18 protein-coding genes are annotated in these 20,049 nt (G+C 35.4%); 12 read left to right on the top strand and 6 right to left on the bottom strand.

The window, feature by feature from the left end; all coding sequences use genetic code 11:
• Positions 1 to 278: 278 nt before the first annotated feature.
• Positions 279 to 1,676: a hypothetical protein gene (locus tag FHL06_RS10550; RefSeq protein WP_153386441.1), complete on the bottom strand. Its 1,398-nt coding sequence runs from the start codon at positions 1,674 to 1,676 to the stop codon at positions 279 to 281.
• Positions 1,677 to 1,804: 128 nt separating this feature from the next.
• The gene (locus tag FHL06_RS10545) at positions 1,805 to 2,689 is read right to left on the bottom strand and encodes a LysR family transcriptional regulator (protein ID WP_153386439.1); all 885 of its coding nucleotides are present in this window, start codon (positions 2,687 to 2,689) and stop codon (positions 1,805 to 1,807) included.
• A gap of 117 nt (positions 2,690 to 2,806) precedes the next feature.
• Between FHL06_RS10545 and FHL06_RS10540 the strand changes: the two genes are divergently transcribed.
• From FHL06_RS10540 to FHL06_RS10530, 3 genes are read left to right on the top strand one after another with little or no spacing between them, the layout of a single operon-like run.
• Positions 2,807 to 3,325, top strand: coding sequence for a DapH/DapD/GlmU-related protein (locus tag FHL06_RS10540; protein ID WP_153386437.1), 519 nt, complete (start codon positions 2,807 to 2,809; stop codon positions 3,323 to 3,325).
• 1 nt (position 3,326) lies between these two features.
• Positions 3,327 to 4,061 carry an SDR family oxidoreductase gene (locus FHL06_RS10535; protein ID WP_153386435.1) on the top strand — a complete coding sequence of 245 codons (735 nt, stop codon included), beginning with the start codon at positions 3,327 to 3,329 and terminating at the stop codon, positions 4,059 to 4,061.
• A 19-nt stretch (positions 4,062 to 4,080) separates the two neighbouring features.
• Positions 4,081 to 5,088 (top strand): alpha/beta hydrolase, encoded by a 1,008-nt coding sequence (locus FHL06_RS10530; protein WP_153386433.1) that lies wholly within the window; start codon positions 4,081 to 4,083, stop codon positions 5,086 to 5,088.
• Positions 5,089 to 5,144: 56 nt separating this feature from the next.
• On the opposite strand, the gene FHL06_RS15150 is transcribed toward FHL06_RS10530, so the two are convergent.
• Positions 5,145 to 5,252 (bottom strand): IS3 family transposase, encoded by a 108-nt coding sequence (locus tag FHL06_RS15150; protein WP_153386431.1) that lies wholly within the window; start codon positions 5,250 to 5,252, stop codon positions 5,145 to 5,147.
• A 330-nt stretch (positions 5,253 to 5,582) separates the two neighbouring features.
• Here FHL06_RS15150 and FHL06_RS10520 point away from each other — a divergent pair, with 330 nt between their 5' ends.
• The 4 genes from FHL06_RS10520 to FHL06_RS10505 all read left to right on the top strand — a co-directional run bounded on the left by FHL06_RS10520 (position 5,583) and on the right by FHL06_RS10505 (position 13,090).
• Entirely contained in the window at positions 5,583 to 6,929 is a 1,347-nt protein-coding gene (locus FHL06_RS10520; protein WP_153386429.1) for a C40 family peptidase, read from the top strand.
• A 383-nt stretch (positions 6,930 to 7,312) separates the two neighbouring features.
• Entirely contained in the window at positions 7,313 to 9,715 is a 2,403-nt protein-coding gene (gene ppsA / locus FHL06_RS10515) for a phosphoenolpyruvate synthase (RefSeq protein WP_153386427.1), read from the top strand.
• A 161-nt stretch (positions 9,716 to 9,876) separates the two neighbouring features.
• The gene (locus tag FHL06_RS10510) at positions 9,877 to 10,086 is read left to right on the top strand and encodes an MDR/zinc-dependent alcohol dehydrogenase-like family protein (protein ID WP_153386425.1); all 210 of its coding nucleotides are present in this window, start codon (positions 9,877 to 9,879) and stop codon (positions 10,084 to 10,086) included.
• 127 nt (positions 10,087 to 10,213) lie between these two features.
• The gene (locus FHL06_RS10505; protein ID WP_153386423.1) at positions 10,214 to 13,090 is read left to right on the top strand and encodes a family 78 glycoside hydrolase catalytic domain; all 2,877 of its coding nucleotides are present in this window, start codon (positions 10,214 to 10,216) and stop codon (positions 13,088 to 13,090) included.
• A gap of 23 nt (positions 13,091 to 13,113) precedes the next feature.
• On the opposite strand, the gene FHL06_RS15145 is transcribed toward FHL06_RS10505, so the two are convergent.
• Positions 13,114 to 13,305, bottom strand: coding sequence for an acyltransferase (locus FHL06_RS15145; RefSeq protein WP_420360969.1), 192 nt, complete (start codon positions 13,303 to 13,305; stop codon positions 13,114 to 13,116).
• A gap of 464 nt (positions 13,306 to 13,769) precedes the next feature.
• Between FHL06_RS15145 and FHL06_RS10495 the strand changes: the two genes are divergently transcribed.
• Complete coding sequence (locus FHL06_RS10495) at positions 13,770 to 14,654, top strand: LysR family transcriptional regulator (protein WP_153386419.1); 885 nt, start codon at positions 13,770 to 13,772, stop codon at positions 14,652 to 14,654.
• Positions 14,655 to 14,698: 44 nt separating this feature from the next.
• Here the strand turns inward: FHL06_RS10495 and FHL06_RS10490 are convergent, their stop codons facing one another.
• Both FHL06_RS10490 and FHL06_RS10485 read right to left on the bottom strand, forming a co-directional pair.
• On the bottom strand, positions 14,699 to 15,961 hold the full coding sequence (locus FHL06_RS10490) for a replication-associated recombination protein A (protein WP_153386418.1): 1,263 nt from the start codon (positions 15,959 to 15,961) through the stop codon (positions 14,699 to 14,701).
• Between the two features lie 15 nt (positions 15,962 to 15,976).
• On the bottom strand, positions 15,977 to 16,543 hold the full coding sequence (locus tag FHL06_RS10485; RefSeq protein ID WP_153386416.1) for a TetR/AcrR family transcriptional regulator C-terminal domain-containing protein: 567 nt from the start codon (positions 16,541 to 16,543) through the stop codon (positions 15,977 to 15,979).
• Between the two features lie 156 nt (positions 16,544 to 16,699).
• Here FHL06_RS10485 and FHL06_RS10480 point away from each other — a divergent pair, with 156 nt between their 5' ends.
• From FHL06_RS10480 to FHL06_RS10465, 4 genes are all read left to right on the top strand, one after another.
• Entirely contained in the window at positions 16,700 to 17,545 is an 846-nt protein-coding gene (locus FHL06_RS10480; RefSeq protein WP_153386414.1) for an NAD(P)H-binding protein, read from the top strand.
• Between the two features lie 67 nt (positions 17,546 to 17,612).
• Positions 17,613 to 17,933 (top strand): ArsR/SmtB family transcription factor, encoded by a 321-nt coding sequence (locus FHL06_RS10475; RefSeq protein ID WP_153386412.1) that lies wholly within the window; start codon positions 17,613 to 17,615, stop codon positions 17,931 to 17,933.
• Between the two features lie 68 nt (positions 17,934 to 18,001).
• Positions 18,002 to 18,856: an arginase family protein gene (locus FHL06_RS10470; protein ID WP_153386410.1), complete on the top strand. Its 855-nt coding sequence runs from the start codon at positions 18,002 to 18,004 to the stop codon at positions 18,854 to 18,856.
• 77 nt (positions 18,857 to 18,933) lie between these two features.
• Positions 18,934 to 19,893, top strand: coding sequence for a nitronate monooxygenase (locus FHL06_RS10465; protein ID WP_153386409.1), 960 nt, complete (start codon positions 18,934 to 18,936; stop codon positions 19,891 to 19,893).
• The last annotated feature ends 156 nt before the right edge of the window (positions 19,894 to 20,049 follow it).

The raw sequence follows: 20,049 nt of genomic DNA, 5'->3' as shown, positions 1-20,049 counted from the left end.
CTTATATCTTGGGTAGGCTTGATAGTAAGTAGTGCAAACCTTTCAATCGATAACTTTTAAGGTCATGCGAAGGCTGTTTATAATAATTGTGTTGTAACTGATAAGAACCATAGACTCTGGTCGGTCTCCTCCAAAGATAAGGTACAACATCCTAGTTCAAATGATTTTAACTGTTTTTTTAATAAGTTAGACAAAAAAGAACAACTGACTAGCAGTTGTTCTTTTTTTTGATACGCACCTAATTATGGATGATCATCATAAAATTAATTTTGAAGTACTCAATATATAAAGCTAAACAAAACTGAAAATGTTAATCCGACTGCCGCAAACAAAAGACAAAACAGCCAGTTCCAACGTAAGGAAATGGTCGTTGGTTTGACTTCCAATAATGAAGCCACAATTATTATGATTCCGGCAAATGGCGAAACCATGTATGCTATCACACTTCCAATGTTTAAACTCAAAGCGATGAGTAATGGGGATAAGACAAGGTGAGCGGACATAACAATTTTTCCAATCAGAGCAACTGATGCTAAGGGATGAATCCCAACTAATGATGATAAGACTACAATCAATGGAATCAAAACAACTAGAGCCCAACCTAGCTGAGAAAAAATCGGTTTGAGGAATTGGATCAACATGGCACTGACGACAGAGTGTTCAAAACCGTAAGTAAAGGTCCCAATACCAATGAAGAATGGTGCTAATGAGGCACCACTAAAGACGCCATTATTTAAATACTCTTTGACAGCGACGTTCAATGACTGAGAATGTTCTTGACGGCTGTTTTTAGGTAACAACAACAAAACAATCCAAACTCCAATGGTGATGATTCCGGCAAGAGTAACTGAATTCATGGAACTTCCAATATTAAAATGCATGAAGATAAAGCTTAGAATCAATAAGCCTGCAATGGCAACCAAAACGGGGATCAATGATTGTCCTTTACTTGATTGTTCAAATGCTTGTTCAGAATTATTTGTTCTTTGAGGCTTCTTAAAGAAATCTTGTCTCGATTCCAAAAAATAGGCTAAGAACAGACCTAGTATTCCTAAAATAATACATGGTAAAAATAGTACATTCCATTTAACTTTAGTCACGGTACTGATCAAAAAGATCGTAGCTGCGCCAGGAGCCCAGAGAGTTCCAAGCGTAAAAGCTCTGGTGATAGCTTTTCCTGAAAACTGTTGGTAATCATTGACACGTTGCTTGATGCTGTCACCTAAAACTGAGATGACGATTGGAACTGTTCCCATCGATAAGATACTGGATAATAGATGGGTAACAGCCATAACAAATATATAAATGGCTTTTGGTGTATGTAATTTCTTTTTCATAAAGTCTTCGACGGCTGTCTGATAATTTCCCATCGTCACAGGTACCATAAATAACTGCATGATTACTAACAAGACTACGATATCAATCATCGATGTCACTGAATTAGCAAAGCTATTTAACGAAAGTTTGCTGGTCAATAATAAGATGATTCCCATAACTAAGAAGATACTAGTAGCAATTTTGAATGAATGACTCAAACGGCTGAGTCCGAGAATAAAGATTGGTACTGAGATGATAGCCACCAACAGTGTTAAATGTATGGGCAGAATTATCTCTAACATTTGTAAGACGACTAACAACAAGATGAAATCACGATAAAGCCTGTTCTTGATTGACATGAATATACCTCTGTTTAAATGAGTTACTTTAAGTATAGGCGTCAAAACAGGTATTGTGAATCTCCGAAAAGTTGTTCAAGAGTCAACCGTTAGTTTATAGGTAAAGTCAACTTCAAAAATTTCATTGGCTAGTCATTATTATGTAACGAGGCTTGTAACCGCTTAATAAATAATTGATCAACTTTTGAGAGGACGGTGTTTTTCTTCCAAACAATCGTGATTGGTTCAATCATCGGTGGATCAAGTGGACGAAAAGTTAACTCAGTTTGGTTAGTTCTATTAATTAAATTGTCAAAACTCAGCATATAAGCAGTTCCATTTTCCACCAAGAATTCGGCATTGAAAACCAAAGTGAAGGTACCTATGATATTCATCTGTGAACCTAAGTTTCCCCACCAATTTTTAAAACGGCTCCTAGAAATCTCTTGTGAAGAAATCAAAAGCGGCTTCTCTAATAAATCAGTTGGCGAAATTGCTGTTTTATCAGCTAGGGATGAATCTTTACGCATGATCACACCCCAGCGGTCAGTTTCTGGTAGCTGCAAATAATTATAGTCATTCAGATTTCGTTCGCCCATAAATACGGCAAAATCAGTTGAACCATTATTAAGCATTGTTTCCATTTCATCAGCAGTACCACTGATTAAATGAATCTTAACGTCAGGGTAATCTTGATTAATATTGCCCATTAGATCAATAATTCTTTTCATACCAATGCTTTCACCGGCACCAATAGTCAAATCGCCACTGATAACTTGATTAGTCTGAATGTTTAAAGCTGTCTTGTCAGCCAAGGAAACTATTTCCTCAGCTTTTGAACGGAGATAGGCACCTTGCGAGGTCAAAGTTATCTGACGGTGACCACGAACGAAAAGCTTAGTCCCTAATTCTTTTTCAAAGTCAGATAACTGTTTTGATAAAGTAGGCTGTGATACTAGTAGTTTCTCCGCTGCCTTCGTAATATTTTTTTCCTGCGATACGGCTAAAAAGTAACGTAAAATTCTCAATTCCAAGGTCACACCCGCTTCCATAGTTTTTGATTATGCTTGTCTATATTTTAGAAGTATTTCACATAGTTAGCAAATGATTTTATACTATAGTCATTCGATGGAAAGGGAGGGAATATAACGATGACATGTCAAAGTGATTTATTCAATATTGATAAACGTCTAGTGGAACAAAATCAACGTTTAATGCAACGTCTAAACACCGGTCATTTTTGTTCTCAAGAAATAAATCAATTATTGAGTGAGATATTTGGATATGAATTGAATCCCAATAATGAAATCAGATTACCTTTCTACACCGATTATGGAAGGAACATTCAGATCAAACAACACGTTTTTATCAACAGTAACGTCACAATGGTCGATATTGGTGGTATACAAATCGACGATGACGTTATTATTGGTCCTAACACAACCTTAATAACCACTAATTATTCTAAAGAGAATTTGATAAAAAAGCCGATCAGAATTAAACAAAGTGCCAATATCGGTGGTCAAGTAACTGTCTTACCTGGTGTCACGATTGGTGAGAACTCAATTATTGATGCTGGTTCGGTCGTGGTCACAAGTGTTCCCAAAAATTCTGAAGTTACTGGTAATCCAGCAAAAATAATCAATAATAAAGAAAGTAGGAGATCATAAGATGGGTATAGAAAATAAAGTTGTCGTAATAACTGGTGCCTCAAGTGGTATTGGTGCCGCTACAACTAGAGAATTAGCTAAAAATCATGCCAAGTTAGTTATTGGCGCTAGAAGATTGGATCGGCTAAATGATTTAAAAAATGAATTTCCAAATGAACAGATCATTACTCAAAAAGTCGACGTTACTAATTTCGATGAAGTTCAAGCATTGATCGATACTGCTAATGAAAAATTTGGTCATATTGACGTTTTATATAATAACGCTGGGGTAATGCCAGTTAACGCTTTGATCAATCGAGCTCGTGACGAATGGCAACAAATTCTAAACGTTAATGTTATGGGAGTTCTCAACGGAATTGCTGCAGTACTACCAACTATGGTCAAACAAAAGTCAGGTCATATTATTGCGACTGATTCAGTTGCTGGTCACGTGGTCGTACCAAATTTAGCTGTCTATAATGGTTCAAAGTTTGCTGTCAGAGCAATCATGGAAGGCTTACGTCAGGAACAGCATAATAACAATATTCGGACAACGATTGTTTCTCCAGGTTCTGTTTCAACTGAACTTTATAATTCTATTAATAACCCTGAGAACAAAAAAGATGAAATAAATGTCGAAAAAGAAATCGGCTTATCGGCTGAAAATATTGCTAAATCAGTCGCTTTTGCAATTAGTTCACCAGATAATATGGATGTGAATGAAGTTATCATCCGTCCTATTAGACAAGATGTTTAAATAAGAGAGGAAATTAATTATGAGTAAATTAGCCAATGATACAAGAGTTTTTAAGATTAATCCTGAGATAGATGTACAAAATGTTCGCTTTAAAAATCGATATGGTTTTGTCCTTGCAGGACACCTATACTTACCATTAGATTTTGACGATAGTAAAGAATATCCTGCAATTGTAATTTCTGGCCCCTTCGGTGCTGTTAAAGAGCAATCAAGTGGTTTATACGCACAGACCTTAGCTGAACGTGGCTTTGTAACAGTCGCATTTGATCAATCAACCACTGGTGAAAGTTCCGGCAGTGTTAGAAATGTAGCTTCACCTGATATCTTTGTGGAAGATTTCTCGGCTGCTGTTGATTTTATTGGTCTTCAAAAATTTGTTGACCGCGATAGAATTGGAGCAGTTGGTATCTGTGGCCTAGGAAGTCACGTTTTAACTGCAGCTTCAATTGATGTTCGAATCAAGGCTGTTGCTACATCAGTTATGAATGATATGTCTGATTCAATGTGGATGGGTATGAATAATTCTAAGACTGAGAAGCAACGTGAAATTGAAAAACAAACTCTAGCTCAACAACGTTGGGAAGATGCTGAAAACGGAGTTCCCGCTCGAGGACTACATGAATTACCATTCGATGAAAATGACAAACCTATGCAATCTGACACTATTCTCCCAGAAACATTGCCTAAGGATGCTGATTCGGTTACAACTGAATTCTATAATTATTATCGTGGTAGGGCTTTCCACCCTCGTTCAGTGAATTCTTCTGCCGCATGGACTGCTACATCACCACTTAGTTATTATAATTTCCATTTGCAAGCACATATCGAAACTATTTCACCCCGTCCAGCTTTGATCGTGACAGGAGAGAAGGCCCATTCACGTTATATGGCTGAAGAATCATATAATCGCTTGAAGGATCCTAAGGAATTAGTTATTGTGCCTGGCGCTACTCATACTGATTTGTATGACAAAATGGATTTGATTCCATTTGATAAATTTGAAAGTTTCTTCAAAAAAAATCTTTAGTTAAAAAAGTTTGATTATTAAAGTGCAATACAAAAGTTAGACAAAATTGAATATTTTTAATCTATTAAGGCATGCTCTCTATATTCGCGGGGAGTTATGCCTTTTGTTTTCCTTGAAACACATTGATTGTTGAACCAATCAATGTAATCCTTGAGTGTATCCATATCAATTTACTGTTAGGACTGTTACTTACTTGAACATTTAGTTCATCCATCTAACGGTGCAAAACGGTATCTGATAAATGAATATCTAAATTGTAGGTTACTTTTTTTGAAAAGAAAGCTAATACTAATACCAACTCGAAGATACTGCGATAATCCTTTTATGGTTGTCATCTGACAATTATGAAGCAGTTTACATTTTAAAAGACTGTTTTTTTATATATAATTATTATTAGTGAACAAATAAGACTGTTTTTTATAGTAAATAGATTTATAAATGTCCTTAGATTAGGATATTTTTTATTAATTCAAATGATTCAGTAGGGGGAACATATGAATAAAAAAATACTGACAACTCTTTTACTTGGAACTAGTCTTTTTGGTGGAACAATTTTTAATCCATTGACAGTTAACGCAGCTGATAATATAAATGGGGTCGTAACTACCTCAAAGGTGACCTTTTTGTATAATCAAGATGGCAAAAAAATAACCAATCGAGCTCTAGCTGCCAACACTCCATGGTTTACTAATAAAAAAATAGAATTGCCAAAAGTCGGCACTAGCTTCCAAGTTGCCACCAATGAATTTGTCAAAGCTTCCGACGTGCAATTACAAACGGGGAGCGCTGCTAATGGAATCGTTCGGACTAAAAGTAGTGGCGCTTTAATTTATAATTATCAAACTGATAAATATGTTGATTCAAGCAACCGACTTGCTGGTTCCAGTGCTTGGAAATACAATCGCAAGGATAATTTTGATGGCAAAACTTGGTATCAAGTAGCAACCAATACTTGGATCAGTAGCGATGATGTTTCTGACGGTATCACGATTCAAAATACCGGTACAGCACAAATAAGCTATGCTCCAGCTTCAGGAACAACGCTTTTTAATGGCTTGGGACCTAATAAAACCGACAGTGGACAAAGATTAGCCAACGGTACTAACTGGCATTTTTCGCAAAAAGTAATTGATTGGAATGGCGATTCTTGGTATGAAGTTGGAAACAACGCCTGGATTTCAGGGGCATTCACTAAAATAAAGAACACTTCATTTAATGAAGCTGCTGCCAAACATTGGGATCCAAACTTTGGTGCTGTTAAAGTTACCAAAAACTCAGGGGTGTACTCCGATAGTAAATTCTCTGCTAAACAGACGAGCCAGGTTTCTGCTGGGACGATTGTTGAAGTAGCCTCGACTGTTCAAGAAGGCAGTACCATTTGGTATGAAACAAGTAATGGTGGCTGGTTGCCATCTACTAATGTTCAGGATATTTCCGTCAAACGGTCTGCCATCGAGTTGAATGGCAAAACTAAATCTCAAGCCATTGAAGCAGTAATAGCAAGTGCTAAGAATCAATTGGGTAAGCCTTATGTGTGGAATGGCAAGGGACCTGATGGATTCGACTGTTCAGGGTTGATGCAGTATGTTTTTCGTCAAGTTACCGGGCAAAATATTGGATCATGGACCGTGCCTCAAGAGACAGCTGGAACTAGAGTTTCGACCAATCAAGCCAAACGTGGCGATCTATTGTTCTGGGGGACTCCAGGAGCAAGTTATCATGTAGCGTTATATCTTGGTAATAATCAATATCTCAATGCTTTACGTCCTGGAACTAACGTAAAAATCGACAATATATCTAACAGTTTCAAACCATCATTTGCCGTTCGGATTTTTAATTAAAAATAGTTCAAAAAATACCTAATAAAAAACAATTTAGGTATTTTTTTATGCCAAAGATTCAAATCAATATTATTTGTCAATTTTTCGGTAAAATATGGTATAAAAAATTTATCAAAGTGAACCTTTGTGAAATATTTATCTTTCAATTGACTATTTTTAGAATTCCTCTTATAAAATTTGATATAAATTAGAATGCTTTTATATCAACCTCTAGACCAATTCAATTAATTTGTCAAGGAAAAATCACTTAAAAATCAAAATTAAAATCAGAAAATAGGGTAACATTTTGTGACTAAGTGAACTATAATATATTTGTAACATGAAAGCGATTACATTTATAGTTTGGGACTGATTCGAGGTATAAATATCAAGGAGGTAATATTATGAGTAGTCGTGATACTGCGAACGTTCTATGGTTTGATGATTTACATCGGAAAGATGTCAATTTAGTAGGAGGTAAATCCTCTTCATTAGGTGAAATGACATCATCGATGAATGTACCGGTACCTTATGGTTATGCAACAACAGCACGTGCCTATCGTTATTTTATGAATGCAACTGGGTTGAACGATAAAGTTAATGCATTGCTAGAAGGTATTAAAGACTATGAAGACTCAGATGAGCTTCATGAAACATGTGAAAAGATCAGAAATATGATTGTCGGAGCTAAAATGCCTGACGATTTAGCTGATGACATCAAGGAAGGCTATGCTCAATTAGCTGACAAAGTTGGACAAGCAAATCCATTTGTAGCAATTAGATCTTCTGCCACAGCTGAAGATTTGCCTAACGCATCATTTGCTGGTCAACAAGAATCATATTTGAATATCAGAGGCGAAGATGATGTTGTTGATAGAGTCCAACAATGCTATTCATCATTGTTTACTGATCGGGCAACTTACTACAGACACAAGCAAAACTTCCCACATGAAAAAGTTGCTTTGTCTGCTGCCGTTCAAATGATTGTCTTCTCAAAAGCATCAGGTATCATGTTCTCAGTTAACGTTGCTAATGGTGACGCATCTAAGATTGTGATTGATTCAATTTATGGTTTAGGTGAATATATTGTTTTAGGTAAAGTTACACCTAATCACTTCGTTGTAGATAAGCAATCAATGAAGATTGTTGAAAAGAACGTCGTTAAACAAACGATTGAATTAGTTAGAGACGCTAACGGTGGTACTAAAGAAGAACCTGTTCCTGATGAATTACAAGAAAAACAAGTGCTTACGGATGACCAAGTTATTGAATTAGCTGGTTATGCTAAAGAAATCGAACGTCACTATGGCTGTTATATGGATATGGAATTTGCTTTGGATAAGAACACTGATCGTCTCTGGATTGTCCAAGCTCGTCCAGAAACAGTTTGGTCACAAAAGAAGAAGAAGGCTGATGCTGCAAAAGAAGAAGATGCTGACACAGTTGATGCATCTGATGCTAAAGTCTTAGTTCGTGGATTACCTGCAAGTCCAGGTATGGCTAGTGGAGTTGTTCACGTTATCGATAATCCTGAAGACATCGACCAATTCAAGAAGGGTGAAATCCTAGTTACATTGATGACCTCACCTGATTGGGTTCCAGCTATGAAGAAAGCTGCCGCTATCGTTACTAACAATGGTGGTATGACTTGTCACGCCGCAATTGTTTCTAGAGAAATGCAGATTCCTTGTATCGTTGGTACTAAGAGTAAGAAAGTTGCCGCAACTGATGTTTTGAAGACTGGTGACGTTATTACAGTTGATGCTACAAACGGTATCGTTTACGAAGGTAAAGTTGATAGCATCGTTAAGAAAGATAACAATTCAGCACAAGGTGGCCAAGTAGTTGCTGCTGAAACATTTGCTCCTACTGCTACCGGTGTCATGATGAACTTAGGTGATCCAGATTTGGCTGAGAAGTACTCAACGCTTCCAGCTGACGGAATTGGACTCATGAGAGAAGAGTTCCTCTGGACAACCTTTATTCACGAACACCCACTATATTTGATTGAACAAGGACACCCAGAAAAAGTTATCGATATGTTGGCTGACGGAATTTCTAAGGTTGCTCGTGCAATGGCACCAAGACCTGTAGTGCTCCGTCTATCAGACTTCAAGTCAAGTGAATATCGTAACCTCAAAGGTGGAGAAAAGTATGAACCACATGAGCCAGCAGATCTTTTAGGTTGGCGTGGTGCTTCACGTTATTACGATCCTAAGTATATTGAAGCCTTCAAACTAGAATTAGGCGCCGTTAAGAAAGTTCGTAATGAATTTGGTTTGAAGAACTTGAATGTGATGATCCCATTTGTCAGAACTGTTGATGAAGCTAAGAAAGTTACTGACATTATGAGAAATGAAGGACTAGTTCGTAATGAAGACTTTAAAGTTTACATGATGGCTGAGATTCCTTCAAATATCATCCTTGCCGACAAGTTTAACCAATATGTCGACGGCTACTCAATTGGTTCAAACGACTTGGCAATGTTAATTCTTGGTTGTGATCGTAACAATGATACAGTTGCACATCTATTTGATGAACGTAACCTTGCTGTTAAACGTGCAATCAAGCACTTGATCAAGGCCGCTCATAAAGATGGCAAGACAGTATCCATTTGTGGTCAAGCACCTTCCGAATACCCTGATTTCACTAACTTCTTGATTCAATGTGGTATTGACTACGTTTCAGTCAACCCAGACATGGTCAAGGCAACAAAACGCAACGTTGCACACTTTGAACAAAGAATTATGTTGGACAAGGCCACAGGACGTGGTTTACAAGACCCAACCGATTACGATTGGGAATAACGATTTGATGCTATCTGTCACAGGATAGTGATTGGACAGTTAGACAGTTGTATGCCTAACTGTTCTTTTTGTTTAGCGATATAATTAATTCATATAAGTAATATTATTATCGAAAAGGGGCATAATATGAAAGCAATCAAGTTAACCAAACCTATCCAATTATGATTCCATCTGGAGTTTTCTTAACTAGTTATGCTGGTGAAGCAACTGATTTATCAGCTGAAGTTCTTTCTAAAGTTTTGAAACAGATTGAACAAAAAGAGATTGAAGTTCCAATTGCTCATGTTTATCAAGGCCTTGAAAATGTTGGGCAAGCTCAACAAAATCTTGAATCTAATAAATATAATGGTAAGTATGTCGTTGTCCTTTAAATCAATAAAAACAGTTAGACTTTGAGGTCTAGCTGTTTTTTTTGCAATCTATGGTCACTTTATCAACAGTCACAGATGTTATAATTTTAATTGTTAAGCCTTAAAATTTTTGAGGGAGTACAAATAAATGAAAATTTACGATTTAAAATTGAATCATGAAATAAATCCAATTGTTGAGGATAAAAATCTCACTTTCAATTGGAAATTACGAAAAGATGAATCTCAAACCTTCGAAATTCATCAAACCTCATACCAAATTGTTATTTCTGATGAGAAAAACGTAATTTGGAGCAGTCCGGATATCAAAAGTTCTCAAACGATTAATAATCAATTTGAAGATGTTTTGTTAAATTCTGAAAGAATTTATTTTTGGCAAGTTAAAATTAGAGATAATCGCGGTAACTTGATTGTATCGAAGCAACAGAAATTTTTCACTAAGGCTTGTTTTGACGAGATTCGTTTCTTAAGTTCCGATAATGAGTCTTCGTTGCCCATTTTTACACGTGACTTCAAGTTGAACCAACGGATTGAAAATATCGATTCAGCCGTTCTTTATATCTCTGGTCTAGGATCTTATGATGTTTTGATTAATCAAAAGGATATTCAACACGATCAAGATAATTTAGTTGAAATTTTGAATCCTGGTTGGACTGATTATCACACCCAAATCAATTACCAAGCTTACGATGTAAAATCTTACCTTGAGTCTGATAACGACTTAAAGATTCCGATTGGAAAAGGTTACTTCCTCGGTAAGATTGCTCAATTTTCTAACTATGAAGATTTATTTGAGGATAATATTAAACGACCACTTTTGATTGTTAAATTGATTATTTCTTATGCTAATGGGCAAAAGCAAGTCATTACCACCAATGATATTAAAGATTGGAAATTTTATGACCAATATAGTCACGTCGACAACGATATCTATAATGGAGAAATCATCGATTTTAGTTTAAAAAATAGCAAGCTAAAGTCAGTTATTGAACCTAAAGTCAATCAAAAGAAATTGCAACAAAATTTAACGCCAAGTCATGGTGCTAAGGCTTATGAATTTCTAAACCAAAAAAATGCTCCAATTTCTGTTAATAGTTATCAAGCAGATGAAGTTATTTCAAATGTCCAGTTAGAACTTGGTGAGGTTAAATTAAACGAAGTTCAAGCTTATCAATTGATAGCAAAGGATAATACGCGACTATTATTTGATTTTGGTCAAAATATGGCGGCAACTTTATTGATTACTTTTAAATCCAATACATCTAAACCAACCAAAGTTAAATTTAAGACTGGTGAAATACTTAATGATGGTCGAGGCAACGTTGAAGAGAAAACGGGGAGCGATGGACCAAAGAATTCGTTGCATCACCGTAATTTGATTTCAGAAATTGGTGGGGATGCCAAATCAGAAGAAGTATTCTTGACGACTGATAATCAAGAACATACTTACAATGCTAAATGGACCTTTCATGGATTCAGATACGTTGAAGTCGAAAGTGACAATCCGGTAACTGTAAAATCAATTTATCAAGTACCAGTTAGCTCGTTAACTACTAAAACAGCTGATTTAAAGACTAATAATTCGCAAATAAATCGTCTGGTCAAAAATATTCAATTTGGAGAGCAATCAAATTATCTTTCCATTCCAATCGATTCGCCAAATCGTGCTGAAAGAGGCGGTTGGACTGCTGACGCTCAAGTTTTTGCAGCAAGTGGTTTAATTGGATTCGACAGTGTGTCATTTTTAAAAAATTATTTAAGAGTTATCAATCAGACAGAATCTGGTTTTGCTTATAAGGCTATTATGCCGATGTCGTTTTTCCCTAAACTGGCTAATGCACAAGCCTCTGGTTGGTCTGATATTGGTGTGATTTTGCCTTGGAAATTATATAAGTTTACTGGTGATAAACGATTTATCACTATGTATTACGATCAAATGGATAATTATATGCATCTTATTGGTGATTTAGACAGTGAGAAGACTAATTATGATGATCATATCTTTGGTGACTGGTTAGGATATGCTCCAGCTTCCACACCATTTATGAATCTCATTTATCGTGCCTATACAGCTAAATTAATGGTCATGATGTCACAAGTCATTGGTAATATTGAAAATACTAAAGCCTATAAAAATTTATTTTCCACTATAAAAAGTTTTATCCAAGATAAATATGTCTTGGAAAAAGATGATAAGTTCACTTTACTGACAAAAACAGCTGACGACGTAGATAAGTCTTTTCAAGGCTATGAATTTGTCGATAACTCAGAGACAGGTCTGTTATGGTTCTTAAAATTAAAACTTTATGCTAATGAAAAACAAAAAAATTCTGCAATCCAGGTTTTACAACAAGTTATAGAAAATAAAGGACAACAGTTTAGAAAAAATATGCCTAAAAAATCATTATCCGTCGGTTTTTTAGGAATAAATGTTTTATTGCCTGTTTTGAGCGAAGTAGGGCTAGATAATCTGGCTTACGATCTTTTGCTCAGCGATGATAATCCATCATGGCTTTTAGCTGTGAAAAATGGTGCTACGACTCTTTGGGAAAGATGGGATTCTTATACTAAAGAAAAAGGAATTTCTGCTGAGGCAATGAATTCGTTTAACCACTATTCGTATGGTTCCATCGCTCAATGGTTGTACAAAAACCTTTTAGGTATAAAAGTTGATCCAAGTAAAGCTACTGAAAATATTATCATTGCTCCAGAAATCGACCGTAGTAAGCAATATAATGATCAAACTCGTATCACTTCAGTCGATGGTTCATTTGATTCAGTCTATGGATTGATAAAGGTCAGTTGGTTCTCTGATGGAAGTAAGTTAACTGATTTGAAAGTTACTATTCCTGTAAATCAGTCAGCTACACTTAGATTAAAGAAAATTGATGCAGTTAATTTAAATTTAATATCAGAGTGCTCAAATTTTGATTATTATCAAATTAAACTAACTCCAGGGAGTCATTCTTTTAAAAATAATATCAACGAAAAAGACCATACTCATTAAAAGTATGGCCCGTTTTATTAATATTATTTTAAAGTTTTAATTACTTTGGCAGGATTCCCGCCGACGACGGTATATTCAGTTACATCTTTGGTTACCACACTGCCAGCACCAACGATTGCATGCTTACCAATTGTCACACCTGGAAGAAGAACAGCCTTAGCTCCAATCCAAGCACCTTCTTTGATTGTTATTGGAGCTGTTTTAAGAATGTTCATTTTCTCGATATCATGATTAGCTGTTAACATTGTTACTCCAGGGGCAACCTGGACATTATCCTCAATTGTTATGCCACCTAAGGCAACAGTTATCAGACTGTGATTAATGAAGACATTCTTACCAATGTTTATTTTATTAGCTCGGTCGATTTGAGTTGGAGTCCAAATCGTACTATTTTCTGGTAAACGATTTTCAAACAATTGGTCCAAATAATTACGAAGCTTAGGATCGTTTGGATCAAGATTATTGATTTTAAAACAAAGCGATTTGGAACGAACGCTTTCTTTCACGTTGTCTTTGTATTCTTCTGAATTCATATCGTAAATTTTCATATATTACTCCTTAATTTACTTTCTCCTCATATTTATTGACTACTTTTATAGTAAGAGAGAAAATTATTTATGTAAAATACTTATATTGATTACATTAGTATTCAATATTTGCATAAAAAGGTGATAAAATCATGGAAACGAGATTATTAAAATATTTTTTAACGATTGCACAACTGGGGACAATTTCCCAAGCTGCTAGAGAGTTACATATCACTCAGCCCACGCTAAGTCGCCAACTCAAATCTTTAGAAGATGAATTGGGGACCAGACTATTCACCAGAGAGCAGCACCAAATGATTTTGACCAAAGCAGGTTTAGAATTTCAAAACGATGCTAAGCAAATTATTAAAATGATTGAACGTTCTCAACAAAGAGTCAAGCAAGTTGAAAATGATATTGTGGGTACAATCGCTGTTGGGTGCATTGAAGCGAATGCAGCACAATTATTAGCTTCAGTGATCAAAGAGTATCATCAAAAATATCCAGGAGTAAAGTTTGAATTATATGATTTAGACAGTACTGATATTCAAGAAAGGTTGGATCAAGGTTTATTAGATTTGGGAATAGTTTTAAAACCGAGTGAAACTATCAAATACCATTCTAAAGACCTTAATTTAACTGATAAATGGGGTGTAGTTGTTCCAAAGAAGCGTTTTCCAGAACAAATTAGTATTAAAAAGGCTGATTTACTCAAATTGCCATTATTTATTACCCGTAACAATATTATGCAATCGGAAATGAAAACGTTATTAGGTATTTCTTTTAGTCAGCTCAACTTAGTTGGCATACAAAACCTAGTTTCCAATTCTTTATATTTAACGGACAATGAAACTGCTTATCCATTGTGTGCTAGTGGGGCTTTTGTCGGTGAAACAAAAACTTTGAAATTTTTACAAATAGATAATGTCAAACCAATCTATCAACAAATGATTTGGAGTAAACAACGTAAAGTCCCAACAATTGTCAATAAATTCATTGAAATGATGATAAAAATCGATAGTAATAATAATGAGTAAAAATAACCAAGCAATCATTATAAAATTAAGATTGCTTGGTTATTTTAATCTTTATAGTTTTCTTGATAAATCAAACGGTGTAATTTGAGATACTGCTCACCTAATTTTTTCTCATTTTGATTATCCTTAGGATAGTAATAGCGTTTTCCGGTCAAACCTTTAGGCATATAATTTTGCTGAGCAATTTGATGCGGTGCTTGAAAAGGAGATTCTATCAAGCCTCCACCAGTAATCTCTTTAGAATGCTTATAATGCATATCTCGTAAGCCTCTAGGCATGGGATGTTCATTAGGATGTTTTGTATCTTCATCCAACTTTTCCCAAATTTCATCAAAAGAGCCAGATTTAGGAGAGATGCACATCAGCATCGTCGCAAACATCAAGGGATATTTAGCCTTAGGCATTCCAACCTTTTCAGCTTGATTGGCAGCTACGACGATTTGCGTGACTTGTTGAGGATTAGCCAGACCAATATAGGTATAAGGGATTTCCCGAAGTCTCCGGACAACTGATTTGATGTCATTATTCTTCAATAAAACTGCTAAATAGTACAAAGCTGCATCTGTATCGGAACCAGCCATTGAATCAGAATAGGCGGCCAGATAGTCATAGTGTTTAGTAGCCCTTTTGTCGTAATTAAAATGCTGCTGCTGGGCAAACTTTTTCACGTCATTAACGGTTAATTTGTCAGGATTGATAGCGTGCAATGTCTCCAAAGTATTCAGGGCAATCCTCAAGTCGCCATCAGCTGAAATAGCTATTAGTTCCAAGGCTTTAGGTTCAATCTGTTCGTCCGTTAATTGATAAATTTGTGTCACAGCTTTTTTTAGCATCGTCTGAATGTCTTTTTGCGTAAGAGGCTTGAATTCAAAAATCTGACTTCTCGACCGAATAGCCGGTACGACGGACATAACTGGATTTTCAGTCGTCGAACCGATTAACATGATATGACCATTTTCTAAATAAGGCAGTAAGAAATCTTGTAAAGTCGTCGTCATTCGATGCATTTCATCAATCAAGAGCACAAAGGATTGTTCAGGATAAAGGTCGATCAATTGCGTCAATTTAGCCTTATTGTCAATTGAGGCATTAAATGAAGCAAAAGCATATTTATATTCTCGAGCGATAATCTGTGCCAAAGTGGTTTTTCCAGTCCCTGGTGGTCCCCATAATAATAATGGGATGTTGACGTGACGGTCGATGATTTGGCGGAGTGGTTGACCAGGTGATAAGAGTTCTTTTTGTCCGACCATTTCTGATAGTTTTTGAGGTCGCATTTGGTCAGCTAATGGTGTGTTAAAAGCCAATTTGAGACTTCCTTTCTATTTCAAACATTTAAAATCGTAATTTTGATAAGCTGTAGTTAAAAATTTCGGCGTGTGGCTGTATTGGAATTTTGCTAATTGGGGGATGGTAACTTGTTTAGAATCTTGGAGCCATTCTTTGAATAGTCCCATCATGCCATAAGAATGATACTTGATAGCCAGTACTTGTTCAGTTGAAACTTCCTTTTCCGGTGTATTGGCTTTGATTGCAGCCAGTGCTGTTTTGATATTAAAATCTTGAATATATTGGTTGATGGAATTTTGATAATTGCCAAGATAAGTCTTTTGATAAAACAATTTATGTTCTTCCATCTGTTGCAAATTTTCGATAATACTTTCAATCGAGTATTTAGAACCCATCTTTAAGTAAGTTAGTGAAAAATCATTTATAAAAATCCAAGCCACTAATTCGTATTTATCATGAAAATGATAGTAAAAAGTTTGGGGAATCGTATTACATTCTTTGCAGAGATCAACGACGCGAAGTTTATCGAGTGGGGTAGTTTGCAGCATTTCTTCAAATTTTTTAGCAAATAATAATTTCGTTTGATTTTTTAAAGCCAAAGGTTTCACCTCATTTATACCGGACTTATTTTATATAAAACCTATTATTTATCTAGTTATTATACATAATAATATTTTTATCTAGTGAAAGACAATGATTTGCCCTTTACAATGTATTTGCGATATAAGAATAAACAATGATGAGGAGAATTATATATGAACATAATGGTAACTGGTGCTAATGGTGGATATGGTCACGATGCGCTCCAATATCTTCAAAAATTAGCTCCCAATGATAATCTATATGGATTAGTAAGAAGCGAGAAGAAGGGTGCCGGCTTGAAGAAACATGGTATCAACCTTCGTATTGGGAACTTTTCTGATTTAGACTCAATGAAATCAGCCTTAAAGGGCATTGACCGCTTATTGTTTGTTTCCGTAGCAATTCCCAATATTCAAAAAAATGTTGTTGATGCGGCTGTTTATAATGGAGTTAAATACATTGCTTATACTAGTATTTTGGATCCACAATTCTTCAAATTCGGCTTAGAAATCAATCATGCTGAAACGGAACGATGGATAAAAGATTCTGGAATTGCTCACACATTCTTACGTAACAGTTGGTATTTGGAAATCAGTCAAGCCTTGTTCGATTACGCTAAGAAGACTAAACAATTCTTATACTTTTCTGATAAAGGTAAAACTTCTTTTGCTTTGAAAGCAGAATATGCCAAAGCTGGCGCTCAAGTGATCACTCATCCAAGTGACCAGGAAATTTTAAGTCTTTCTAGGAAACCAGTGACTTATCAAGAATTAGGTTTAGCAACTCAAGAGGCGCTTGGAGAAAAGCTAGACATTAAACAAGTTTCAGCAACTGAATTTGAATCGAAATTACAAGAAGCTGGAATTGAGCCACAACAAATTATGCTGACAAAAGCTTATCAGACCTATACTTCAAAAGGTAACAATGGCGAAGAAAAAGCCGACCAAACTACTTTTGATAAAGTAATTGGTCAGCCATTGCCTCGATTATCAGATGCCATTAAAAGACTTACTGAGTGAAAAATAATAATTAAAATAATTTTTAAAAACCTATTTACAAATCGCAAAATATGAATATAATAGAAACATGGAAATTAATGCAAAGCTGTTTTCAGCACTGTCTAATCAAACAAGACTCGATATTGTACAATGGCTTAAAAATCCTCAAAAAGAGATTACTTCGGTATCCTGTGAAACTGTGCAATTTATGATGAAAGAAAAGGGTGGTATTTGTGCGACAGATATTGTCAAACGAGCCGGTCTTGCACAATCAACTGTTTCAAAATACTTAAGTGATCTTCAAAGTTGTGGATTATTGATTTCAGAACGTCATGGCAAATGGACTTACTATCGACGTGATGAGAAAAACATTCAAGCATTGGGCCAATTTATTACAAAGGAACTGTAATTAGTTCCTTTTGTTTTTAAAACTTAATATCGATAATTTCCGATTTATAAATATAGTGGAGGTTGCTTATGGAAGAGAATCTAAGAATCGTTTTACCACAATGGCAAGGTGGGATGAATCCCAATTACCAAATGGGGGCTAAAATTTTAGAAGCCTTAGTACCAGAAAGTTCACAGTCAGAAACTATTAGAATTCCTGTATCTGACGTTGCCGAAACAGACAATAAAGAGATTGACGGCGAATCTAGTTTATTAAATCAAATGCAAACGACTTATGATACTTTAACAGTTAAAAATCCTCAAAGAGTAGTTACTTTAGGTGGCGATTGTTCAATTTCTGAAGCCCCATTTGATTACTTACATGGTAAATATCCAGATGATTTTGGTGTAATATGGTTAGATGCTCATCCAGATATTTCTAATACTGATGATTCACGTCATATTCATGAAATGGTTGTAGCTAACTTACTGCAAAAGGGCGCTTCTAAATTTAACAATCAAGTAAAGAATCCTATCTCTTCTGATAAAGTTTTATTTGCTGGATTAAAATACAATGATTTGCGTCCTATGGATAAAATGGTTAATGATCTTAAAATGAGTTACGTTACACCAGATGAATTAGTAACTGATAGCCAAAAGATTCTCGAATGGCTTGTATCCAAGAAAATTAAGCATATTGCCATTCATTTAGATTTAGATGTCTTAGATCCTAATGATTTTCGCTCAATTTTGCCCGCGGAACCAGGATTAGATAGAGATAATTTTGGAGCAGCTATTGGTTCAATGAAACTGTCTCAAGTTTTACGTGTCTTGGAAGATGTCAGCACAAATTCTGATTTAGTAGGGTTATCAATTGCTGAACATATGCCTTGGGATGCAATTAATTTACACAATGGTTTAAAAAAATTAGCCATTTTTAAATAGATGCTTTGTAGCATTTATTTTTTTGATCAAACACATTCACAATTAGGAATATATATATTTAAGGAGTTAATTTACGAATGAAAAAAGTAACAGATATTTTAAATACTCAATATCCACTTATCCAAGCACCAATGTCATGGTTAACTAGTGCTAAGTTGGTCGCAGCAGTCAGCAATGCTGGCGGATTAGGAGTATTAGGTCCAAATGCGGGTCAAACTACAGTAACCCGAGATCCTGACGAAACTGCCAAAAGAATGCAATCAGAAATAAAAAAGGTTAAACGACTTACTACCAAGCCATTTGGTATAAATATTTTAACTCCAAAAACAGATAGATCAGTTGCTGAAACGAGGTTTACTAGAGAATTACTCGATGTAGCTTTTATTGAAGAAATTAAATATTTTGTAGTGGTTGGTACTGCCCATCAGGAATTATTCAATCTGATAAAGGAGCATGACGGAGTAATTATTTTTCGTCCATTAACGCCTACTATTGATCAGATGCGTTTGGGCGAAAAGTATGGAGCAGATGTTGCCGTTGCCACAGGTTCAGATGAAGGAGGAGTAATTCCTGAACAAGATTTTGGAACTTTTACTGTTGTACCAACAATGGTTGATTCTGTTGACATTCCCGTCTTAGCAGCAGGAGGCATTAATGATCATCGCGGTGTTAAAGCAGCTTTTGCTTTAGGAGCACAGGGTGTCTACATTGGTAGCAGATTCTTAATGACTGATGAGGCGCCGATGAGTGACCAAGCAAAAGAATTAGTTAAAAAATCAAGCTATGATAATATTTATCGGGTTTCACCAACGCAACGTTCAATTAAGACCTCAATAGCTGAAAAATATGCAAAAGAGGAGTATCTTAATCCTCATAATAATGATCTTGATAAACAAATCAATTCTCATGGTGGGGTTAGACCTGGAATGCTTCTTGGTGATTTTAATACAGGTATCGTTAGTATAAATAACGGAGTTGACATATTGAATACCGTTGTCTCAGTCAAAAAATTAGTTCATTCTTTGATGGATTACTAACGATTTCTGATTAGTAATATTTTTATAAATTGGCGAATTTTATAATCAAGTTAGCCACTTTCAATAAAATTCCAAAATAAAAACACCAAGACGAAAAAATCAGGTATCATTGGAGTTCTCCACAAACAATGAAAGAGGTTTTTCGTCTTGATGCAA

Origin of the sequence: Companilactobacillus halodurans (genome assembly GCF_009600985.1) — a bacterium.
GTDB classification, from domain to species: Bacteria; Bacillota; Bacilli; order Lactobacillales; family Lactobacillaceae; genus Companilactobacillus; species Companilactobacillus halodurans.
The sequence above is the reverse complement of the archived record's forward strand: the minus strand, read 5'-3'. Positions and strand labels throughout refer to the sequence as shown.

What these genes read in the sequence shown, in the direction of transcription:
- FHL06_RS10505 (WP_153386423.1), top strand. Translation starts at nt 10,214, where the DNA reads ATGAAAATTTACGATTTAAAATTGAATCATGAAATAAATCCAATTGTT.
- FHL06_RS10550 (WP_153386441.1), bottom strand. Translation starts at nt 1,676, where the DNA reads ATGTCAATCAAGAACAGGCTTTATCGTGATTTCATCTTGTTGTTAGTC.
- FHL06_RS10475 (WP_153386412.1), top strand. Translation starts at nt 17,613, where the DNA reads ATGGAAATTAATGCAAAGCTGTTTTCAGCACTGTCTAATCAAACAAGA.
- ppsA (WP_153386427.1), top strand. Translation starts at nt 7,313, where the DNA reads ATGAGTAGTCGTGATACTGCGAACGTTCTATGGTTTGATGATTTACAT.
- FHL06_RS10495 (WP_153386419.1), top strand. Translation starts at nt 13,770, where the DNA reads ATGGAAACGAGATTATTAAAATATTTTTTAACGATTGCACAACTGGGG.
- FHL06_RS10530 (WP_153386433.1), top strand. Translation starts at nt 4,081, where the DNA reads ATGAGTAAATTAGCCAATGATACAAGAGTTTTTAAGATTAATCCTGAG.
- FHL06_RS10510 (WP_153386425.1), top strand. Translation starts at nt 9,877, where the DNA reads ATGATTCCATCTGGAGTTTTCTTAACTAGTTATGCTGGTGAAGCAACT.
- FHL06_RS15145 (WP_420360969.1), bottom strand. Translation starts at nt 13,305, where the DNA reads ATGAACATTCTTAAAACAGCTCCAATAACAATCAAAGAAGGTGCTTGG.
- FHL06_RS10480 (WP_153386414.1), top strand. Translation starts at nt 16,700, where the DNA reads ATGAACATAATGGTAACTGGTGCTAATGGTGGATATGGTCACGATGCG.
- FHL06_RS10520 (WP_153386429.1), top strand. Translation starts at nt 5,583, where the DNA reads ATGAATAAAAAAATACTGACAACTCTTTTACTTGGAACTAGTCTTTTT.
- FHL06_RS10465 (WP_153386409.1), top strand. Translation starts at nt 18,934, where the DNA reads ATGAAAAAAGTAACAGATATTTTAAATACTCAATATCCACTTATCCAA.
- FHL06_RS10470 (WP_153386410.1), top strand. Translation starts at nt 18,002, where the DNA reads ATGGAAGAGAATCTAAGAATCGTTTTACCACAATGGCAAGGTGGGATG.
- FHL06_RS10535 (WP_153386435.1), top strand. Translation starts at nt 3,327, where the DNA reads ATGGGTATAGAAAATAAAGTTGTCGTAATAACTGGTGCCTCAAGTGGT.
- FHL06_RS10540 (WP_153386437.1), top strand. Translation starts at nt 2,807, where the DNA reads ATGACATGTCAAAGTGATTTATTCAATATTGATAAACGTCTAGTGGAA.
- FHL06_RS15150 (WP_153386431.1), bottom strand. Translation starts at nt 5,252, where the DNA reads ATGGATACACTCAAGGATTACATTGATTGGTTCAACAATCAATGTGTT.